Raw genomic sequence first — 16,009 nt, 5'->3', positions numbered from 1 at the left:
GTGGCCCGGTGGCTCTTTCTCTCTTGAACGCGTCCTGAACGTGCGGGGCGCCCGGATCCCGGGCGCCCCTACAGGCGATCGTCCCCTGGCTACCGCGCGGGCGAGCGGGTCACCTCGAAGTGGTCGATGCGCTCGCCGGACTCGGCGAGGGCGGTGACCTTCATCCGCGGGCGGTGGCCCGGTGTGACCTCGACGGCGATGAAGGAGTAGCCGGTGTAGCGGACCCGGGACCACTCCACGGTTTCCTTGGTCTTCTTCTGGCCCTTGGACCAGTGGTAGGTGTCCACGTGGTCGAGGTCCTTGACGTGCCCCTCGTAGCTGTCCGGCACGGGGAAGTCGTAAAGGGCCCGGCCCGCGCCGCCCGCGGTCACGTACACGATGCCCTCGCGGGTGGTGTCCACGCTCGCGCCGATCGGCATCTTCTTGGCGACCCGCCCGCTCTTGAGGGCGTCGGTCCGCTCGTAGACGTGGTTGTGGCCGTTGACGACCAGGTCCACCTGGTGCTTCTCGAACAGCGGCAGCCAGGCGTCGCGCACCGCGCCGTCGGAGGCGTGGGAGTTGGTGGTGGAGAAGGCGCAGTGGTGGAAGAAGACCACGAGGAAGTCGATGCCGTCGGCGGCGCGCAGCTCGCCCAGGCGGCGGTCGAGCCAGCGGGTCTGCCGGCCGTCGGTGTAGCCCTGGTTGGCGGGGATCTCGTAGGAGATGTCGTTGGCGTCCAGGGCGACGACCGCGGTGTTGCCGTAGGTGAACGAGTAGACGCCGGGGGCGTTCTTGGCGTCCGGGCCGTTGCCGGGCAGCGTCCAGCGGGCGTTCTGGCCGCCGTAGCCGTTGGGGGAGTACCAGGCCTCCATGTCGTGGTTGCCGGTGGTCACCATCCACGGCACGGACTTGGCCACCGACTCGGTCTGCGCGAGGAACTGGTCCCAGACCCGGGCGTCGTAGGCGTCGTGCTCGGAGCCGTCGCCGTCGGTGTCCGCGTAGCAGATGTCGCCCGCGTGCAGGTGGAAGGACGGGTTCTGACCCAGGATCAACTGGTCGTTGGCCAGGGCGTGGTAGCTCACTCCCTGGTCGCCGAAGGCGGTGAAGACGAAGGCCTCGGGGCGGGCCGGGGCGGTACGGAAGGTGCCGACGGTGGAGAAGTGGCGCGGGTCGGCCGGGTCGAAGCCCTCGTGGCCGACGCCGTAGTAGTACGTCGTTCCCGGGCGCAGTCCGTCCAGCGCGGCGTGCAGGTAGTACTGCTGCACGGCCGGCAGCTTCGCGGACAGCGACGGGGTGTGCAGATCGCGGACCTCGGCCTCGATCTTGCGCCCCAGGTCCCAGGGCTCGATTCCCACCCGCAGATACGGCCGCTTGACCGCGAACGGCACCTGCCAGCTCACCCGCATCTGGCTCTTGGGGTCGGCACCGAAGGCCAGATGGCGGCCGAAGGGGGCGACCAGCGAACCGTCGACGGCGGCCGTGGTGGGCGAGGACAGCAGTGTGGGCGAGACGCCCTGGGCCGAACCGGCCAGCAGTCCGGAGCCCGCGACGACTCCCGCGGTGGCGGCCGAGGTACGCAGCAGGCCTCTGCGGCTCAGCTTCGTACGGAGGTAGTCATGCTGTTCCGGCATGCTCATCCGGGCCGCCAACTGCTCCGGGATGCCGACGCGGGGGGTGTGCGAGGGCAGGGGGGCGGCCCCACGGGGATTTCCAGTCATGCCGCCGAATTTCTCAGCGTGACCCGACCTCAGTGGGGACATGGGGTGAACGGCAGCTGACCGGCTCCCCATGTGTCCGTATGGCGGACGTTACGTGTCAATCAATGGGACGGAGAGTAGGGTCCAGACATGTCTCGCAGCATTCGCCTCGCAGTGATCCCCGGTGACGGTATCGGCCAGGAAGTCGTGGCCCAGGGCCTGAAGGTCCTGACCGCGGTCCTCCCGCAGGACGTCAAGCTGGAAACCAAGGAGTACGACCTCGGTGCCCGGCGATGGCATGCGACCGGTGAGACCCTCCCCGACGCGGAGCTGGAGGCGCTCAAGCAGCACGACGCCATCCTGCTCGGCGCGATCGGCGACCCGTCCGTACCCTCCGGGGTGCTGGAGCGCGGTCTGCTGCTCAAGCTCCGCTTCGCCTTCGACCACTTCGTCAACCTGCGCCCGTCGAAGCTCTTCCCGAACACCTCCACGCCGCTCGCCGGCCGCCCCGACATCGACTTCATCGTCGTCCGCGAGGGCACCGAAGGCCCGTACACCGGCAACGGCGGCAGCCTGCGCACCGGCACCCCCGCCGAGGTCGCCACCGAGGTCAGCCTCAACACCGCCTACGGCGTGGAGCGGGTCGTCCGCGACGCCTATGAGCGGGCCAACGCCCGCCCGCGCAAGAAGCTGACGCTGGTGCACAAGAACAATGTGCTGGTGTACGCGGGTCACATGTGGAAGAACATCTTCGACAAGGTCGGCCAGGAGTACCCCGAGGTCACCACCGACTACCTGCACGTCGACGCCGCGACGATCTTCTTCGTCACCCAGCCCGAGCGGTTCGACGTGATCGTCACCGACAACCTCTTCGGTGACATCCTCACCGACCTCGCCGCTGCCGTCACCGGTGGTATCGGCCTGGCCGCCTCCGGGAACATCAACCCGACCGGCGACTTCCCCTCGATGTTCGAGCCGGTGCACGGCTCCGCGCCGGACATCGCGGGCACCGGCAAGGCCGACCCGACGGCCACGATCCTCTCCGTCGCGCTGCTGCTGCGCCACCTCGGCTACGAGCCGCAGGCCGCCCGCATCGAGGAGGCCGTGGCCACCGATCTGGAGGCCAGGGACGGATCGGCGCGGAGCACCGACGAGATCGGTGACGCGCTGGCCGCACGAGTAGCGGGCTGAGGCCCCTCGCGCACTCACGCACCATGGACAGCGCCGGGCCTCCCAGGGCCCGGCGCTGTTCGCGTGGGCCCGGCCGGGGGCACGGCACGGTCGGGTGCGACCATCGGACCCGTACCGCGCACGCGGTTCCGGCGGCGCGGACCCACGGGCGATAATCGGACGTGGCATCGTTGCCCGCGAGGAAACTCGGACGTCCCAGTAACGACCGGTACGTTCAAGAGCCCTCATGGGCGCGGCCGCCACAACCGCACGGTGGGGGCCGAACCCCTTACCCCCGGCCGGAGGGCTGGGCCGGTGATGCTCCCCAGCCGACGCTGGGAGGTACCCCCAGGTATCGCACACGCAGTGAAGGACATGCATTCATGACGACGCCCACGATCGAGCTCAAGCCCTCCTCGCACCCGCTGTCCGACGCGGAGCGGGAGCAGATCCTGGCCGCCCCCGGCTTCGGCCGCCACTTCACCGACCACATGGTGACGATCAAGTGGACCGAGGGCCGCGGCTGGCACGACGGACAGCTCGTGCCGTACGGCCCGCTCTCCCTCGACCCGGCGACCAATGTCCTGCACTACGCCCAGGAGATCTTCGAGGGCCTCAAGGCGTACCGCCGGCCCGACGGCTCCGTCGCCACCTTCCGCCCGGACGCCAACGCCCGGCGCTTCCAGGCCTCCGCACGCCGGCTGGCCATGCCGGAGCTGCCCGTCGAGACCTTCATCGAGGCCTGCGACCTTCTCGTCCAGCAGGACAAGGGCTGGGTGCCCGCGCACGGCGGCGAGGAGTCGCTCTACCTGCGCCCGTTCATGATCGCGACCGAGGTCGGCCTGGGCGTGAAGCCCGCCAACGAGTACCTCTTCGTGGTCATCGCCTCGCCCGCCGGCGCGTACTTCGCCGGCGGCGTCAAGCCGGTCTCCATCTGGCTGTCCGAGAACCGAGTGCGCGCCGTCCCCGGCGGCATGGGTGACGCCAAGACCGGCGGCAACTACGCCGCGTCGCTGCTCGCGCAGGCCGAGGCCGCCGCGCAGGGCTGCGACCAGGTCGCCTACCTCGACGCCGTGGAGCACAAGTGGGTCGAGGAGCTCGGCGGGATGAACCTGTACTTCGTCTACGGCGACAAGATCGTCACCCCCACCCTGACCGGCTCGCTGCTCGCCGGGGTCACCCGTGACTCCCTGCTGTCCGTCGCCCGCGACCTGGGCTACGCGTCGGAGGAGGCCCGGGTCTCCATCGACCAGTGGAAGACCGACACCGCGAACGGCACCCTCACCGAGGTCTTCGCCTGCGGCACGGCCGCCGTGATCACCCCGGTCGGCACGGTCAAGAGCGCGGGCGGCGAGTGGACCCAGTCCGACGGTGAGCCCGGCAAGGTCACGCTGAAGCTGCGCGAGGCGCTCCTCGACATCCAGCGGGGTGTCGCCGAGGACAAGCACGGCTGGATGCACGAGCTGGGCTGAGCCCGCCCCCGTATGCGGGCCCGGACATGACCCAGGCCGCCCCCAACAGCGCGTCGGCGGCGGCCTCGGTCCTGTCCGGGCCGGCTCAGCCGGCCTCCGCGGCGATTTCCGCCGCGGTGGCCGGGGGAGCGGGCGGTGCGGTGCGCAGCGCCGCCACCGGACGGGGGTCCCGGGCGGTCAGGGCCAGGTACGCGGCCCCGCCCACGGCCGCCGCGAGCAGGAAGCTGAGGTCGATGCCGCCGGTCAGCGGGAGCAGCGGCCCCTGGTAGAGCGGTGTGTCCACACCCATCAGGCCGACCGCCGAGCCCAGCGCCCAGGCCAGCGTCGCCCGGACGTGCCAGCCCGCCCGGTACCAGTACACGCCTCCGCGGGTGCCGCGGTTGTAGACCTGCAGGGACTCCGGGTCGTAGGCGCCGCGGCAGCGGGCGAAGCCGATCACGGTGATCACCGCCCAGGGCGTTCCGACGGCGGTCATCAGCAGCACGAACGAGGTCATCGCCTCCTGGGCCGCCCACAGGAAGTGGCCGGCGTAGACCAGCGTGGTCGCGGTCGCGGCGACGACATAGGTGGCCTGGGTGCGGGTCGCGCGCGGCAGGATCGCATCGAGGTCGAGGCCCATGCTGTAGAGCATCAGACCGGCGTTGCCGACGGAGCCGGCCGAGGCGTTGAGCAGCAGCAGCGCCAGGTACCAGAGCGGCGCGCCGGCCACCAGCGGGCCCGCGTAGTCCGCGCCCGCACCGACCGCGAGCGCGGTGAACGTCCCGAAGAGCTGTGGCACCAGCAGGCCGACCATCAGGCCCAGACAGGTGGCGCCGAAGACCTTCCTGGAGCTGTGCCGCCGCGGGGAGATGTAGCGGCTGTAGTCGCCGAGCAGGGTGATGAAGGCGATGGGGCCGCTCAGGCCCGCGGAGACGGCGGCCAGCAGCCAGGTCTGCCAGAAGCCGCCGAGCAGATACGAGCTGCCGTGCGGTGCGGCGGTGGTGAAGGTGTCGGCGTAGGCGACGACGCCGAGGGCCAGCAGGACGGTCAGCCCGATGGCGAGCACCTTGCTCAGCCGCAGCAGGACCCGGTAGCCGTAGACCGCGCCGACGGCGGTGGCGCCCGCCAGCAGGGCGTAGACCAGGGCGTAGGTCGCGCCGCCGGTCGGCAGTCCGGTCAGCCGGTGCAGGCAGCCCACCACCGCGTCGCCGCCGACCCACAGGGTCAGCGCGGTGTAGCCCAGCGACAGCAGCAGGCCGATGACCGAGCCGATCAGCCGGCCGCGCACACCGAAGTGGGCACCGCTGCTGGTGGAGAGGTTGGTGGCGCTGCGCAGCGAGACCAGCGCGAGCGGGGCGGTCAGCAGGGTGCCGACGAGGGTGCCGGCCGCCAGGGAGGTCACCGAGGGCCAGAAGCCGAGCCCGAAGGAGACCGGGAGCCAACCGAAGATCACCACGCCCAGGGCGAGGTTCGACCCGAGCAGGATCGAGATCAGGTCGCGAGGGCCGCTGGTGCGTTCCTCGTCCGGGATGGTGTCGACTCCGCGTTGTTCGATCGGCATGAGGGCTCCCCTGAGAGGCCGGACAACAGTGTGTGAGCAGCGCTCCGTGCGCCGTGCTCCGGGCTGTGGACAGTGCTCGCCGGGGCCGTGCCGCGCAGCGAGATCTATTGGAGCGGCGCTCTACTCGCCGCATATTTAGAGCAGCGCTCAATGTGACTCATGCCTAGGCCATCGGTCAATGCTTTCCTCTTGGCGATTTTCATGGTTAGAGTGATGCTCAAATCGAGCTGGAGGTGTGGCGGGATGCGGTTGACCCCGACGGAACGCGACCGGCTGCTGCTGTTCGGCGCGGCCGAGCTGGCGCGGACGCGCCGGGCCCGCGGACTGAAGCTGAATGTGCCCGAGGCGACCGCGTTGATCGCGGACACAGTCTGCGAGGCGGCGCGGGACGGGCGCCGCCTCGCTCAGGCCATCGAGGCGGCACGCGGTGTGCTCGGCCCGGACGATGTGCTGCCGGGCGTGGCCGACGTGGTCACCGAGGTGCATGTGGAGGCCGTCTTCGACGACGGCTCCCGGCTCGCGGTGGTCAGCGACCCGATCGGCGCCGGCCCGTCGGCCGGGCGGAGCGAGCAGACCCCCGCGCCCGGCGCGGTGCTCCCCGGCCCGGCCGACCCGGAGCCCGCGCCCGCGGTGGTGCTGACGGTGCGCAACACCGCGACGGTGCCCATCAGCGTCACCTCGCACTTCCACTTCTTCGAGGCCAACCCGCGGCTGGACTTCGACCGCGGCGCCGCGTACGGCATGCGGCTGTGCGTCCCGGCCGGCTCGTCGGTGCGGTTCGACCCCGGCGGTGCCTCGGAGGTCGGTCTGGTCCCGATCGGCGGCGACCGGATCGCGATCGGCTTCGCCGGTCTCGTCGACGGCCCGCTGGATGCGCCGGGGGCCAGGACGGAAGCGCTGCGGCGGGCCGCCGCCTGCGGCTACCTGGGAGCGGAGGAGAAGGCATGACGGGCAGCATCGACCCCCACGAGTACGCGTCGGTGCACGGCCCGCGGGCCGGTGACCGGGTCGTCCTCGGTGACTCGGGCCTGGTCGTCCGGGTCGAGTCCGACGCCCAGAAGCCCGGTGACGAGTTCCTCGCCGGCTTCGGCAAGACCGCCCGCGACGGGCTGCTCCTCAAGGCCGCCGCGGTCCGCGAGACCTGCGACGTGGTGATCAGCAACGTCCTGGTCATCGACGCGGTCCAGGGCATCCGCAAGGTGTCCATCGGCATCCGCGAGGGCCGCATCCACGCCATAGGGCGGGCCGGCAACCCCGACACGCTCGACGGTGTCGATGTCGTCGTCGGCACGGGTACGTCGATCGTCTCCGGCGAGGGCATGATCGCCACCGCGGGCGCCGTCGACACCCATGTCCATCTGCTCTCGCCGCGTGTCATGGAGGCCTCGCTGGCCTCCGGCGTGACCACCATCATCGGCCAGGAATTCGGGCCGGTCTGGGGCGTCGGCGTCAACTCCCCCTGGGCGCTGGGGCACGCCTTCAGTGCCTTCGACGCCTGGCCGGTCAACATCGGCTTCCTCGGCCGCGGTTCCTCCTCGGGCGACGCCCCGCTCGTCGAGGCGCTCGCCGAGGGCGGCGCCTGCGGCTTCAAGGTGCACGAGGACATGGGCGCCCATGCCCGCGCCCTGGACACCGCGCTGCGGGTCGCCGAGGACCACGACGTCCAGGTCGCGCTGCACAGCGACGGCCTCAACGAGTGCCTCACCGTCGAGGACACCCTGCGCGTCCTGGACGGCCGGACCATCCACGCCTTCCACATCGAGGGCTGCGGCGGCGGTCATGTCCCCAACGTCCTCAAGATGGCCGGGGTCCCCAACGTCATCGGCTCCTCCACCAACCCCACCCTCCCCTTCGGGCGGGACGCGGTCGCCGAGCACTACGGCATGATCGTCTCCGTCCACGACCTGAAGACCGATCTGCCCGGTGACGCCGCCATGGCCCGCGACCGCATCCGGGCCGGCACGATGGGCGCCGAGGACGTGCTGCACGACCTCGGGGCGATCGGCATCACCTCCTCCGACGCCCAGGGCATGGGCCGCGCGGGCGAGACCGTCCGCCGCACCTTCGCGATGGCGGGCAAGATGAAGGCCGAACTCGGCCCGATGCAGGGCGACGGCGCCCACGACGACAACGCCCGGGTGCTGCGCTACGTCGCCAAGCTCACCATCAACCCCGCCATCGCCCACGGCCTCTCGCACGAGATCGGGTCGATCGAGGTCGGCAAGATGGCCGACATCGTGCTGTGGAAGCCGCAGTTCTTCGGCGCCAAACCGCAGTTGGTGCTGAAGTCCGGATTCCCCGCCTACGGCGTCACCGGCGACCCGAACGCCGCCACCGACACCTGCGAACCGCTCGTGCTCGGCCCGCAGTTCGGGGCGTACGGCGCGACCCCCGCCGAGATCTCCGTCGCCTTCGTCGCGCGTGCCGCGGCCGAACAGGGCGGTGACGGTATGCCCACCCGCCGGCGCCGGGTCGCCGTCCGCGGCACCCGTGGCATCGGCCCCGGCAACCTCGTCCACAACTCCCGGGTCGGGCAGGTCCAGGTCGACGGGAACAGCGGGCTGGTCACCCTCGACGGTGATCCGATGCGCTCGGAACCGGCCGACACCGTGTCGCTGTCCCGGCTCTATTTCCTGTGACCACGCCCTGTGGAACGGCCCCCGTGGCCGACCTCGTGAACACCCCGCCTGTCACACCGACACAGACCTGAGGACCTCCGCATGAACACCCCTGTCGCCGACGGCTTCCGTATGCCCCCGGAGTGGGCCCGGCACGAGCGCACCTGGATGGCCTGGCCCGGCCCGAGCTTCACCTTCGGCGAGGAGGGCGGCGAGACGCTGGCCGGGGCCCGCCGCGCCTGGGCGGCCGTCGCCCGTGCGGTCCGCCGCTTCGAGCCGGTCACCGTCGTCGCCGGAACGGGCCAGTCGGAAGGCGCCCGCGCGCTGCTCGGTGCGGACATCGAGATCGTCGAACGCCCGCTCAACGACGCCTGGATGCGCGATATCGGCCCCACCTTCCTCACCGACGGCACGGGACAACTCGCCGCCGCCGACTGGGTGTTCAACGGCTGGGGCGCCCAGGAGTGGGCCCGCTGGGACCTCGACGAGAAGATCGCCGAGCAGGTCTGCGCACTGGCCGGCGCCCGCCGTTACGCGACCCCGCTGGTCAACGAGGGCGGCGGCATCCACATCGACGGCGAGGGCACCGTCCTGCTCACCGAGACCGTCCAGCTCGACCCGGGCCGCAACCCCGGCCGTACCCAGGAGGAGGTGGAGGCCGAGATCCACGCCCACCTCGGCACCACCAAGGCGATCTGGCTGCCGCGCGGACTGGCCGCCGACTACGGGCAGTTCGGCACCCGCGGCCATGTCGACATCGTCGCCGCCTTCGCCCGCCCCGGCACCGTGCTCGTCCACACCCAGCCCGACCCGGACCACCCCGACCATGCGATCTGCTCCGAGATCGCCAAGCTGCTGCGCGGCTCCACCGACGCCAGGGGCCGGCAGCTGGAGGTCATCGAGGTGCCCGCCCCGACCGTCATCGAGGAGGACGGTGAGCTGGTCGACTACTCCTACATCAACCACTACCTCTGCAACGATGGCGTGGTGCTGTGCGGCTTCGACGACCCGCGCGACGAGGAGGCGGCCGCGATCTTCCGGCGGCTCTTCCCCGACCGGACGGTGACCCTCGTGGACGCCCGTACGATCTTCGCAGCGGGTGGCGGTATCCACTGCATCACCCAGCAGCAGCCGAAGGTCTGATCCGCAGACCTGCCCCAGCCGACCCCGGAGGTCCCCGTGCCCGGTCCCGCGCGCCGTCCCCGGCGCCGGCTCAACCAGCCCCGCGAGCAGGTCCTGGCCGCGGCGATGGCGACCATCGCCGCGGAGGGCCTGGACCGGCTGACCATGGCCGGACTGGGCCGCGAGGTCGGCATGAGCAGCGGCCACATCCTCTACTACTTCGGTACGAAGGACGAGCTGCTGCTGCAGACCCTCCAGTGGAGCGAGGAGCAGCTCGGCGCCGAGCGCCGGGCCGCCCTCTCCCGCCGCGTCCCGGCCCGCGAACGGCTGGACGCCCTCGTCGACCTCTACCTCCCCGAAGGCCACCGCGACCCGCGCTGGACGCTGTGGCTGGAGGTGTGGAACCGCTCCCAGAACGCCGACGACGAGACCCGCGAACGCCAGCTGGAACTCGAACTGGCCTGGCACCGCGACCTGGTGGCCCTGCTCGTCGAGGGCATCTCGAAGGGTGAGTTCCGCCCCGTCGACGCCGAACGCTTCGCCACCCGCACCCGCGCCCTGCTCGACGGCTTCGGCTCCCAGCTCGTCGTCGGCCTCCCCGGCACGGAACGGGAAGAAGTGCGCGGCCACATACGGGAATTCCTGGACGAGTCACTGTCCGCCCGGGAGAGCTGACCCCGGCACGGCCCCCCGTCGGGCCGGGGTCGCGCCCGCCCCATGACCACAACGCACGTAAGTACCCACGATCGTTGCCGCCCGCGCTCTTGCCCAGGGCCTCCGGGTCCGCGACCGTAACCGGCTATGGGACGAGAGCAATGGAAGAAGATCTGGGTCGGCTCGGCCGGCAACATGGTCGAGTGGTTCGACTGGTTCGTGTATGCGAGCTTTGCGGTCTATTTCGCGGATTCGTTCTTCCCGAAGGGGAATGACACCGCCAACCTCATGAACACCATGGGGATCTTCGCCGTGGGCTTCTTCATGCGCCCGGTGGGCGGCTGGGTGCTCGGCCGGGTCGGGGACCGCAGGGGCCGCAAGGCCGCGCTCACGCTGACCGTCACGCTGATGTCCGCCTCGGCGGTCCTGATCGCCGTCGCGCCCACCTACGGGGTGGCGGGTTACGGCGGCGTGGCCGTGCTGCTCATCGCGCGGATGCTGCAGGGGCTGTCGGTCGGCGGCGAGTACGCGGCCAGCGCCACCTACCTCACCGAGGCCTCCGCACCCGGCCGCCGCGGCTTCGCCTCCAGCTTCCAGTACGTGTCGATGACCGCCGGGCAGCTGCTCGGCCTCGGCCTGCAGATCGTGCTGCAGCGCACCCTGTCCGAGGACGCGCTGCACAGCTGGGCCTGGCGGATCCCGTTCATCATCGGTGCGCTGGGCGCCGCGATCGTCTTCTACCTGCGCCGCAACATGCTGGAGACCGAGGTGTACGCCGCGGACGACAGCGCCAACGCCGACCCGGCACGCGGCACCCTCAAGGCGCTGCTGGCCCACAAGCGCGAGGCGTTCCTGGTCATCGCGCTCACCATGGGCGGCACGGTCGCGTACTACACGTACACGACCTATCTCACCAAGTACCTCTCGGGCAGCGCCGGACTGCCCAAGCCGACCGCCTCCCTGGTCAGCTTCTGCGCCCTGTTCATCTTCATGTGCATCCAGCCGCTCGCCGGAAAGCTGTCCGACCGGATCGGCCGCCGTCCGCTGCTGATCACCTTCGCGGTCGGCTCGACGTTCCTGACCGTGCCGATCATGACGCTGCTCAAGCACGCCGGCAGCTTCTGGCCGGCCCTCGGGCTCTCGCTGCTCGCCCTGGTCGTCGTCACCGGCTACACCTCGATCAACGCCTGTGTGAAGGCCGAGCTGTTCCCGACCGGCATCCGCGCGCTGGGGGTGGCCCTGCCGTACGCCATCGCCAACGCGCTGTTCGGCGGCACCGCGGAGTATGTCGCCCTGTGGTTCAAGGAGGGCGGTATCGAGTCCGGCTACTACTGGTACGTCGCCGGCTGCGCCGCGGTCTCGCTGATCGTCTACGTCACGATGCGCGAGACCCGGTCCATCGATCTGCACCGGGTCGGCAAGCAGGACGAGGCCGCGGGAACCGACCGGGGGCGGGTGGGGGCACCCGTCGCCGACTGAGGATTCTGTCCCGGCCGAAACGGCCTCCCCTGCCCGGGGGAGGCCGTTTGCCGTTCTCGGGGGATCCGTGTCCGGCGCCGGGCGGCTTGGCTGGACGGCATGAAGAACACCAGGCGTTCACTTCTGCCGCTGCCGCTGCTGCTGACGGGGCTGTTGGCCTCAGGCGTCGCGGCGCCGCCCGTGGCGGCCGCCCGGCCCGCCGGGGCGCACCCGGCCACGGCGTCCCCGGCCGCGTCCCGCCCGGCCGCCGACGACCTCCGTGCCAGGCTCGCGGCCGTACCCGGGATGCGGGTGATCAAGGAGAACCCCGCCCCGGCCGGCTACCGCTCCTTCGCGCTGGTCTACCGCCAGCCCGTCGACCACCGGCACCCCGGCAGGGGCAGCTTCGAGCAGCGGCTGTCGCTGCTCCACCGGTCCACCGCCCGGCCGATGGTGCTGTACACCAACGGCTACGACCTCACCTACCAGGACCCCGGGTTCCGGGCCGAGCCGACCCGGATCGTGGACGGCAACCAGATCAGCGTCGAGCAGCGGTACTTCGGCACGTCCCGCCCCCGCCCCACCGACTGGTCGAAACTCGACATCCGGCAGGCGGCGGGCGATCACCACCGGCTGATCCGGGCCCTCAAGAAGGTCTACCGCGCCGCATGGATCTCCACCGGCGGCAGCAAGGGCGGTATGGCCACCGTCTACCACCGGCGCTTCCACCCGCACGACGTGGCCGGCTCCGTCGCGTACTCGGCACCCGACAACACCGACGACCGGGACGACACCGCCGAGGACCGCTTCCTGCGGCGGGTGGGCAACCCCGCCTGCCGGAGCGCGCTCACGGCGGTGCAGCGCGCGATGCTGGGCACCCGGCGGGCGGAGATGGCGGGCCGCCTCACCCGCTGGGCCGCAGGCCAGGGCTACACGTTCCGCACCATGGGCAGCGCCGACCGGGTACTGGAACTCGCCGCGCTGCAGCTGCCCCTGCACTTCTGGATGCAGAAGGACGAGGTGGAGGACTGCGGCCGCATCCCCCGGCCCTCCGCCGCCGGCGACGCGCTGTACACCTGGTTCGAAGGCGTGACCCGTCTCCCGGCCTACGCCGACCGCCACCTGGCCCCCGTCACCGCGTCCTACTACCAGTTGGGCACCCAGCTCGGCTTCGTCTCGCTCGCCTCCCCGCACCTGGCCGGAATGCTGCGCCACCCCGGACTCCAGGAGATGCGCACCTACGTGCCGCGCAGCATTCCGCTGCGGTTCCAGCCGGACGCCATGCCCGACATCGACCGCTGGGTGCGCCGGCACGGCAGTGAGCTGCTCTTCGTGTACGGCGAGAACGATCCCACCCGGGCCGAGCCCTTCCGTACCGGCAAGGGCAGCCGCGACGCGCACGTCTACCTGGCCCCGCACACCAACCACCTCGCGAGCATCGACAAGCTGGCGTCCCGGGACCGCGCACGGGCCACCGCCGCGCTCCGTCGCTGGGCCGCCGTGGACAGTCCGCCCGCATCGTGAGACTTCCGCGTGTCCGGCCCGGGGGTGTGGCACACTGCGGACCGTGCTCTCGTTCGCCATGATTATTGGCAGCAGGCGCGCCGGTCCGCAGTGACCGCCCCGTACGAACCGAGTACGGCGTGGCCACCGTCGTCCCAGACCCGCGCGCAGACCTCTCGCACCCGCGAGAGGTTTTTTCGTTTCCGGCCCACACCCACCGGAGGCGGAGCGCGAGGGATCATGGAGGGACGGTGGAACCGGTTATTCCGGTAGACCGAGATCCCGACAGGAGCCAGACCAGCATGACGGACGCACACGAACCCTCCCCCCGGCCCGCCGGCGCGGTGTCCGACGACTTCCACGTCTTCGACACCACGCTCCGCGACGGTGCACAGCGCGAGGGCATCAACCTCACGGTCGCCGACAAGCTGACCATCGCCCGGCACCTCGACGAATTCGGCGTCGGCTTCATCGAGGGCGGCTGGCCCGGCGCCAACCCGCGGGACACCGAGTTCTTCCAGCGCGCCCGCGAGGAGATCGACTTCCGGCACGCCCAGCTGGTCGCGTTCGGCGCCACCCGCAAGGCCGGCGTCCGCGTCGAGGACGATCCGCAGGTCGCCGCGCTGCTGGAGTCCCAGGCCCCGGTCATCACGCTGGTCGCCAAGTCCCATCTCGGGCATGTGGAACTGGCGCTGCGCACCACCCCCGAGGAGAACCTCGCGATGGTGCGGGACACCGTCGCGTATCTGCGGGCACAGGGCCGCCGGGTCTTCCTCGACTGTGAGCACTTCTTCGACGGCTACGCCCTGGACGCGGTCTACGCCAAGCAGGTCGTCCGCACCGCGAGCGAGGCAGGCGCCGATGTCGTGGTGCTCTGCGACACCAACGGCGGGATGCTCCCGGCGCAGGTCACCGCCGTCGTACGGACCGTCCTCGCGGACACCGGCGCGCGGCTGGGCATCCACGCCCAGGACGACACCGGCTGCGCCGTCGCCAACACCCTGGCCGCGGTGGACGCGGGCGCCACCCATGTCCAGTGCACCGCCAACGGTTACGGCGAGCGGGTCGGCAACTCCAACCTCTTCCCGGTCGTCGCCGCCCTGGAGCTCAAGTACGGGCGCCAGGTGCTGCCCGAGGGCAAGCTCGCCGAGACCACCCGGATCTCGCACGCCATCGCCGAGGTCGTCAATCTCACGCCCTCCACCCACCAGCCCTATGTGGGGGTTTCCGCCTTCGCCCACAAGGCCGGACTGCACGCCTCCGCCATCAAGATCGACCCGGATCTCTACCAGCACATCGATCCGGCGCTGGTCGGCAACACCATGCGGATGCTGGTCTCCGACATGGCCGGCCGGGCGTCCATCGAGCTCAAGGGCAAGGAGCTGGGCATCGATCTCAGCGGCGACCGCGAGCTGGTCGGCCGGGTCGTCGAGCGGGTCAAGGAGCGTGAGCTGGCGGGCTACACGTACGAGGCCGCCGACGCGTCCTTCGAACTGCTGCTCCGCGCCGAGCTGCAGCGGGCGGAGGGCGGCCGGCCGCGCAGCTACTTCACGGTGGAGTCCTGGCGGGCGATCGTCGAGGACCGCCCGGACGGTACGCACGCCAACGAGGCGACCGTGAAGCTGTGGGCCAAGGGGGAGCGGATCGTCGCCACCGCCGAGGGCAACGGCCCGGTCAACGCGCTGGACCGGGCGCTGCGGGTGGGGCTGGAGCGGATCTATCCGCAGCTGGCGCACATGGAGCTGGTCGACTACAAGGTCCGCATCCTGGAGGGCGCCCTGGGCACCGGCTCGATCACCCGGGTCCTGGTCTCCACCAGCGACGGCCGGGGCGAATGGTCCACGGTCGGGGTCGCGGAGAACGTCATCGCCGCGTCCTGGCAGGCCCTGGACGACGCCTATGCGTACGGGCTGCTGCGGGCCGGGGTCGAGCCGCAGGAGTGACCACGCCCGCGACGGTGTGACCGCGGCCCCGCACGGCCCTCGGGGGAGGGGCCGTACGGGGCCGCGGTCATGTGGCGGAGCCGTTCAGGCCTGCGGGGCCGCCTTGACGGCCGAGATGTCGAAGAGGAGCTTGACCTTGTCGCTGACCATGACGCCGCCGGTCTCCAGCGCGGCGTTCCAGGTCAGGCCCCAGTCGGAGCGCAGGATCTCGGCGCTGCCCTCGAAGCCGACCCGCTCGGCGCCGTAGACATCGGTGGCCGAGCCGTGGAACTCCAGGTCGATGGTGAGCGGCTTGGTGACGTCCCGGAGGGTGAGGTCGCCGGTGATGCGGTAGCGGTCACCGTCCACGCGCTCGGCGGCGGTGCTGCGGAAGGTCATCAGCGGGAAGGACTCGGCGTCGAAGAAGTCGGCGCTGCGCAGATGGTTGTCGCGGTCCGCGATCCCGGTGTCGATGCTCGCGATCGTGACGTCGAGGGACGCGGTGGAGCGGGACGGGTCGGCGCCGTCGAGGCGGAGCGCGCCCTCGTACGTGCCGAAGGCGCCGCGGACGTTGGTGACCATGGCGTGCCGGACGGTGAAGCCGATGCTGCTGTGGGCCGGGTCGATGGTGTAGTCGCCGGTCAGCGCCGCGAGCGCGGGGTCCGCGTCGAGGACGGCAGCGGTGGCGGCGGGGGCAGTGTTGCCGGCGGTGTCGGCGGTGCGCTTGCGATTGAACAGAGCCATGGCTCCTCCTCAAAGACGGTGCACTCGGTGTGCGCGACGTTTTGTTTAAGCTTCAACGAGATTCACCGTAACCTCATCTGGTTCAACATTCAACCTCTCTCCTCGGCTGGGCTCGGCCGGACGGGTGGCG

12 protein-coding genes are annotated in these 16,009 nt (G+C 71.1%); 9 read left to right on the top strand and 3 right to left on the bottom strand.

The features are described from left to right. Positions 1–89: 89 nt before the first annotated feature. Positions 90–1,697, bottom strand: coding sequence for a purple acid phosphatase family protein (locus STRNI_RS13435; protein WP_277411318.1), 1,608 nt, complete (start codon positions 1,695–1,697; stop codon positions 90–92). Between the two features lie 129 nt (positions 1,698–1,826). Between STRNI_RS13435 and STRNI_RS13430 the strand changes: the two genes are divergently transcribed. Both STRNI_RS13430 and STRNI_RS13425 read left to right on the top strand, forming a co-directional pair. After that, positions 1,827–2,867 (top strand): 3-isopropylmalate dehydrogenase, encoded by a 1,041-nt coding sequence (locus tag STRNI_RS13430; RefSeq protein WP_026169208.1) that lies wholly within the window; start codon positions 1,827–1,829, stop codon positions 2,865–2,867. A 362-nt stretch (positions 2,868–3,229) separates the two neighbouring features. Beyond that, positions 3,230–4,318: a branched-chain amino acid aminotransferase gene (locus STRNI_RS13425; protein ID WP_159486003.1), complete on the top strand. Its 1,089-nt coding sequence runs from the start codon at positions 3,230–3,232 to the stop codon at positions 4,316–4,318. 85 nt (positions 4,319–4,403) lie between these two features. Here STRNI_RS13425 and STRNI_RS13420 read toward each other — a convergent pair whose 3' ends face one another. After that, positions 4,404–5,858 (bottom strand): cytosine permease, encoded by a 1,455-nt coding sequence (locus tag STRNI_RS13420; protein WP_277411317.1) that lies wholly within the window; start codon positions 5,856–5,858, stop codon positions 4,404–4,406. 243 nt (positions 5,859–6,101) lie between these two features. Between STRNI_RS13420 and ureA the strand changes: the two genes are divergently transcribed. From ureA to cimA, 7 genes are all read left to right on the top strand, one after another. After that, positions 6,102–6,806: an urease subunit gamma gene (gene ureA / locus STRNI_RS13415; protein ID WP_274738303.1), complete on the top strand. Its 705-nt coding sequence runs from the start codon at positions 6,102–6,104 to the stop codon at positions 6,804–6,806. Next, positions 6,803–8,497, top strand: coding sequence for an urease subunit alpha (locus tag STRNI_RS13410; RefSeq protein ID WP_018087217.1), 1,695 nt, complete (start codon positions 6,803–6,805; stop codon positions 8,495–8,497). The genes ureA and STRNI_RS13410 overlap by 4 nt, the downstream gene beginning before the upstream one ends. Positions 8,498–8,578: 81 nt before the next feature. After that, positions 8,579–9,619: an agmatine deiminase family protein gene (locus STRNI_RS13405; protein ID WP_018087216.1), complete on the top strand. Its 1,041-nt coding sequence runs from the start codon at positions 8,579–8,581 to the stop codon at positions 9,617–9,619. A gap of 36 nt (positions 9,620–9,655) precedes the next feature. Continuing rightward, on the top strand, positions 9,656–10,273 hold the full coding sequence (locus STRNI_RS13400) for a TetR/AcrR family transcriptional regulator (RefSeq protein ID WP_018087215.1): 618 nt from the start codon (positions 9,656–9,658) through the stop codon (positions 10,271–10,273). 126 nt (positions 10,274–10,399) lie between these two features. Then, positions 10,400–11,731 carry an MFS transporter gene (locus tag STRNI_RS13395; RefSeq protein ID WP_018087214.1) on the top strand — a complete coding sequence of 444 codons (1,332 nt, stop codon included), beginning with the start codon at positions 10,400–10,402 and terminating at the stop codon, positions 11,729–11,731. Positions 11,732–11,830: 99 nt separating this feature from the next. Then, positions 11,831–13,234 carry a S28 family serine protease gene (locus STRNI_RS13390; RefSeq protein WP_277411316.1) on the top strand — a complete coding sequence of 468 codons (1,404 nt, stop codon included), beginning with the start codon at positions 11,831–11,833 and terminating at the stop codon, positions 13,232–13,234. Between the two features lie 281 nt (positions 13,235–13,515). Beyond that, positions 13,516–15,156, top strand: coding sequence for a citramalate synthase (gene cimA / locus STRNI_RS13385; RefSeq protein ID WP_277411315.1), 1,641 nt, complete (start codon positions 13,516–13,518; stop codon positions 15,154–15,156). 84 nt (positions 15,157–15,240) lie between these two features. Here cimA and STRNI_RS13380 read toward each other — a convergent pair whose 3' ends face one another. Further along, complete coding sequence (locus STRNI_RS13380; protein ID WP_148587769.1) at positions 15,241–15,879, bottom strand: YceI family protein; 639 nt, start codon at positions 15,877–15,879, stop codon at positions 15,241–15,243. Positions 15,880–16,009 lie beyond the last annotated feature (130 nt).

The organism is Streptomyces nigrescens, from assembly GCF_027626975.1.
In the GTDB taxonomy this organism is placed as follows: Bacteria; Actinomycetota; Actinomycetes; order Streptomycetales; family Streptomycetaceae; genus Streptomyces; species Streptomyces nigrescens.
This window is presented reverse-complemented; position numbering and strand designations above follow the sequence as displayed.

What these genes read in the sequence shown, in the direction of transcription:
- STRNI_RS13435 (WP_277411318.1), bottom strand. Translation starts at nt 1,697, where the DNA reads ATGACTGGAAATCCCCGTGGGGCCGCCCCCCTGCCCTCGCACACCCCC.
- STRNI_RS13430 (WP_026169208.1), top strand. Translation starts at nt 1,827, where the DNA reads ATGTCTCGCAGCATTCGCCTCGCAGTGATCCCCGGTGACGGTATCGGC.
- STRNI_RS13425 (WP_159486003.1), top strand. Translation starts at nt 3,230, where the DNA reads ATGACGACGCCCACGATCGAGCTCAAGCCCTCCTCGCACCCGCTGTCC.
- STRNI_RS13420 (WP_277411317.1), bottom strand. Translation starts at nt 5,858, where the DNA reads ATGCCGATCGAACAACGCGGAGTCGACACCATCCCGGACGAGGAACGC.
- ureA (WP_274738303.1), top strand. Translation starts at nt 6,102, where the DNA reads ATGCGGTTGACCCCGACGGAACGCGACCGGCTGCTGCTGTTCGGCGCG.
- STRNI_RS13410 (WP_018087217.1), top strand. Translation starts at nt 6,803, where the DNA reads ATGACGGGCAGCATCGACCCCCACGAGTACGCGTCGGTGCACGGCCCG.
- STRNI_RS13405 (WP_018087216.1), top strand. Translation starts at nt 8,579, where the DNA reads ATGAACACCCCTGTCGCCGACGGCTTCCGTATGCCCCCGGAGTGGGCC.
- STRNI_RS13395 (WP_018087214.1), top strand. Translation starts at nt 10,400, where the DNA reads ATGGGACGAGAGCAATGGAAGAAGATCTGGGTCGGCTCGGCCGGCAAC.
- STRNI_RS13390 (WP_277411316.1), top strand. Translation starts at nt 11,831, where the DNA reads ATGAAGAACACCAGGCGTTCACTTCTGCCGCTGCCGCTGCTGCTGACG.
- cimA (WP_277411315.1), top strand. Translation starts at nt 13,516, where the DNA reads ATGACGGACGCACACGAACCCTCCCCCCGGCCCGCCGGCGCGGTGTCC.
- STRNI_RS13380 (WP_148587769.1), bottom strand. Translation starts at nt 15,879, where the DNA reads ATGGCTCTGTTCAATCGCAAGCGCACCGCCGACACCGCCGGCAACACT.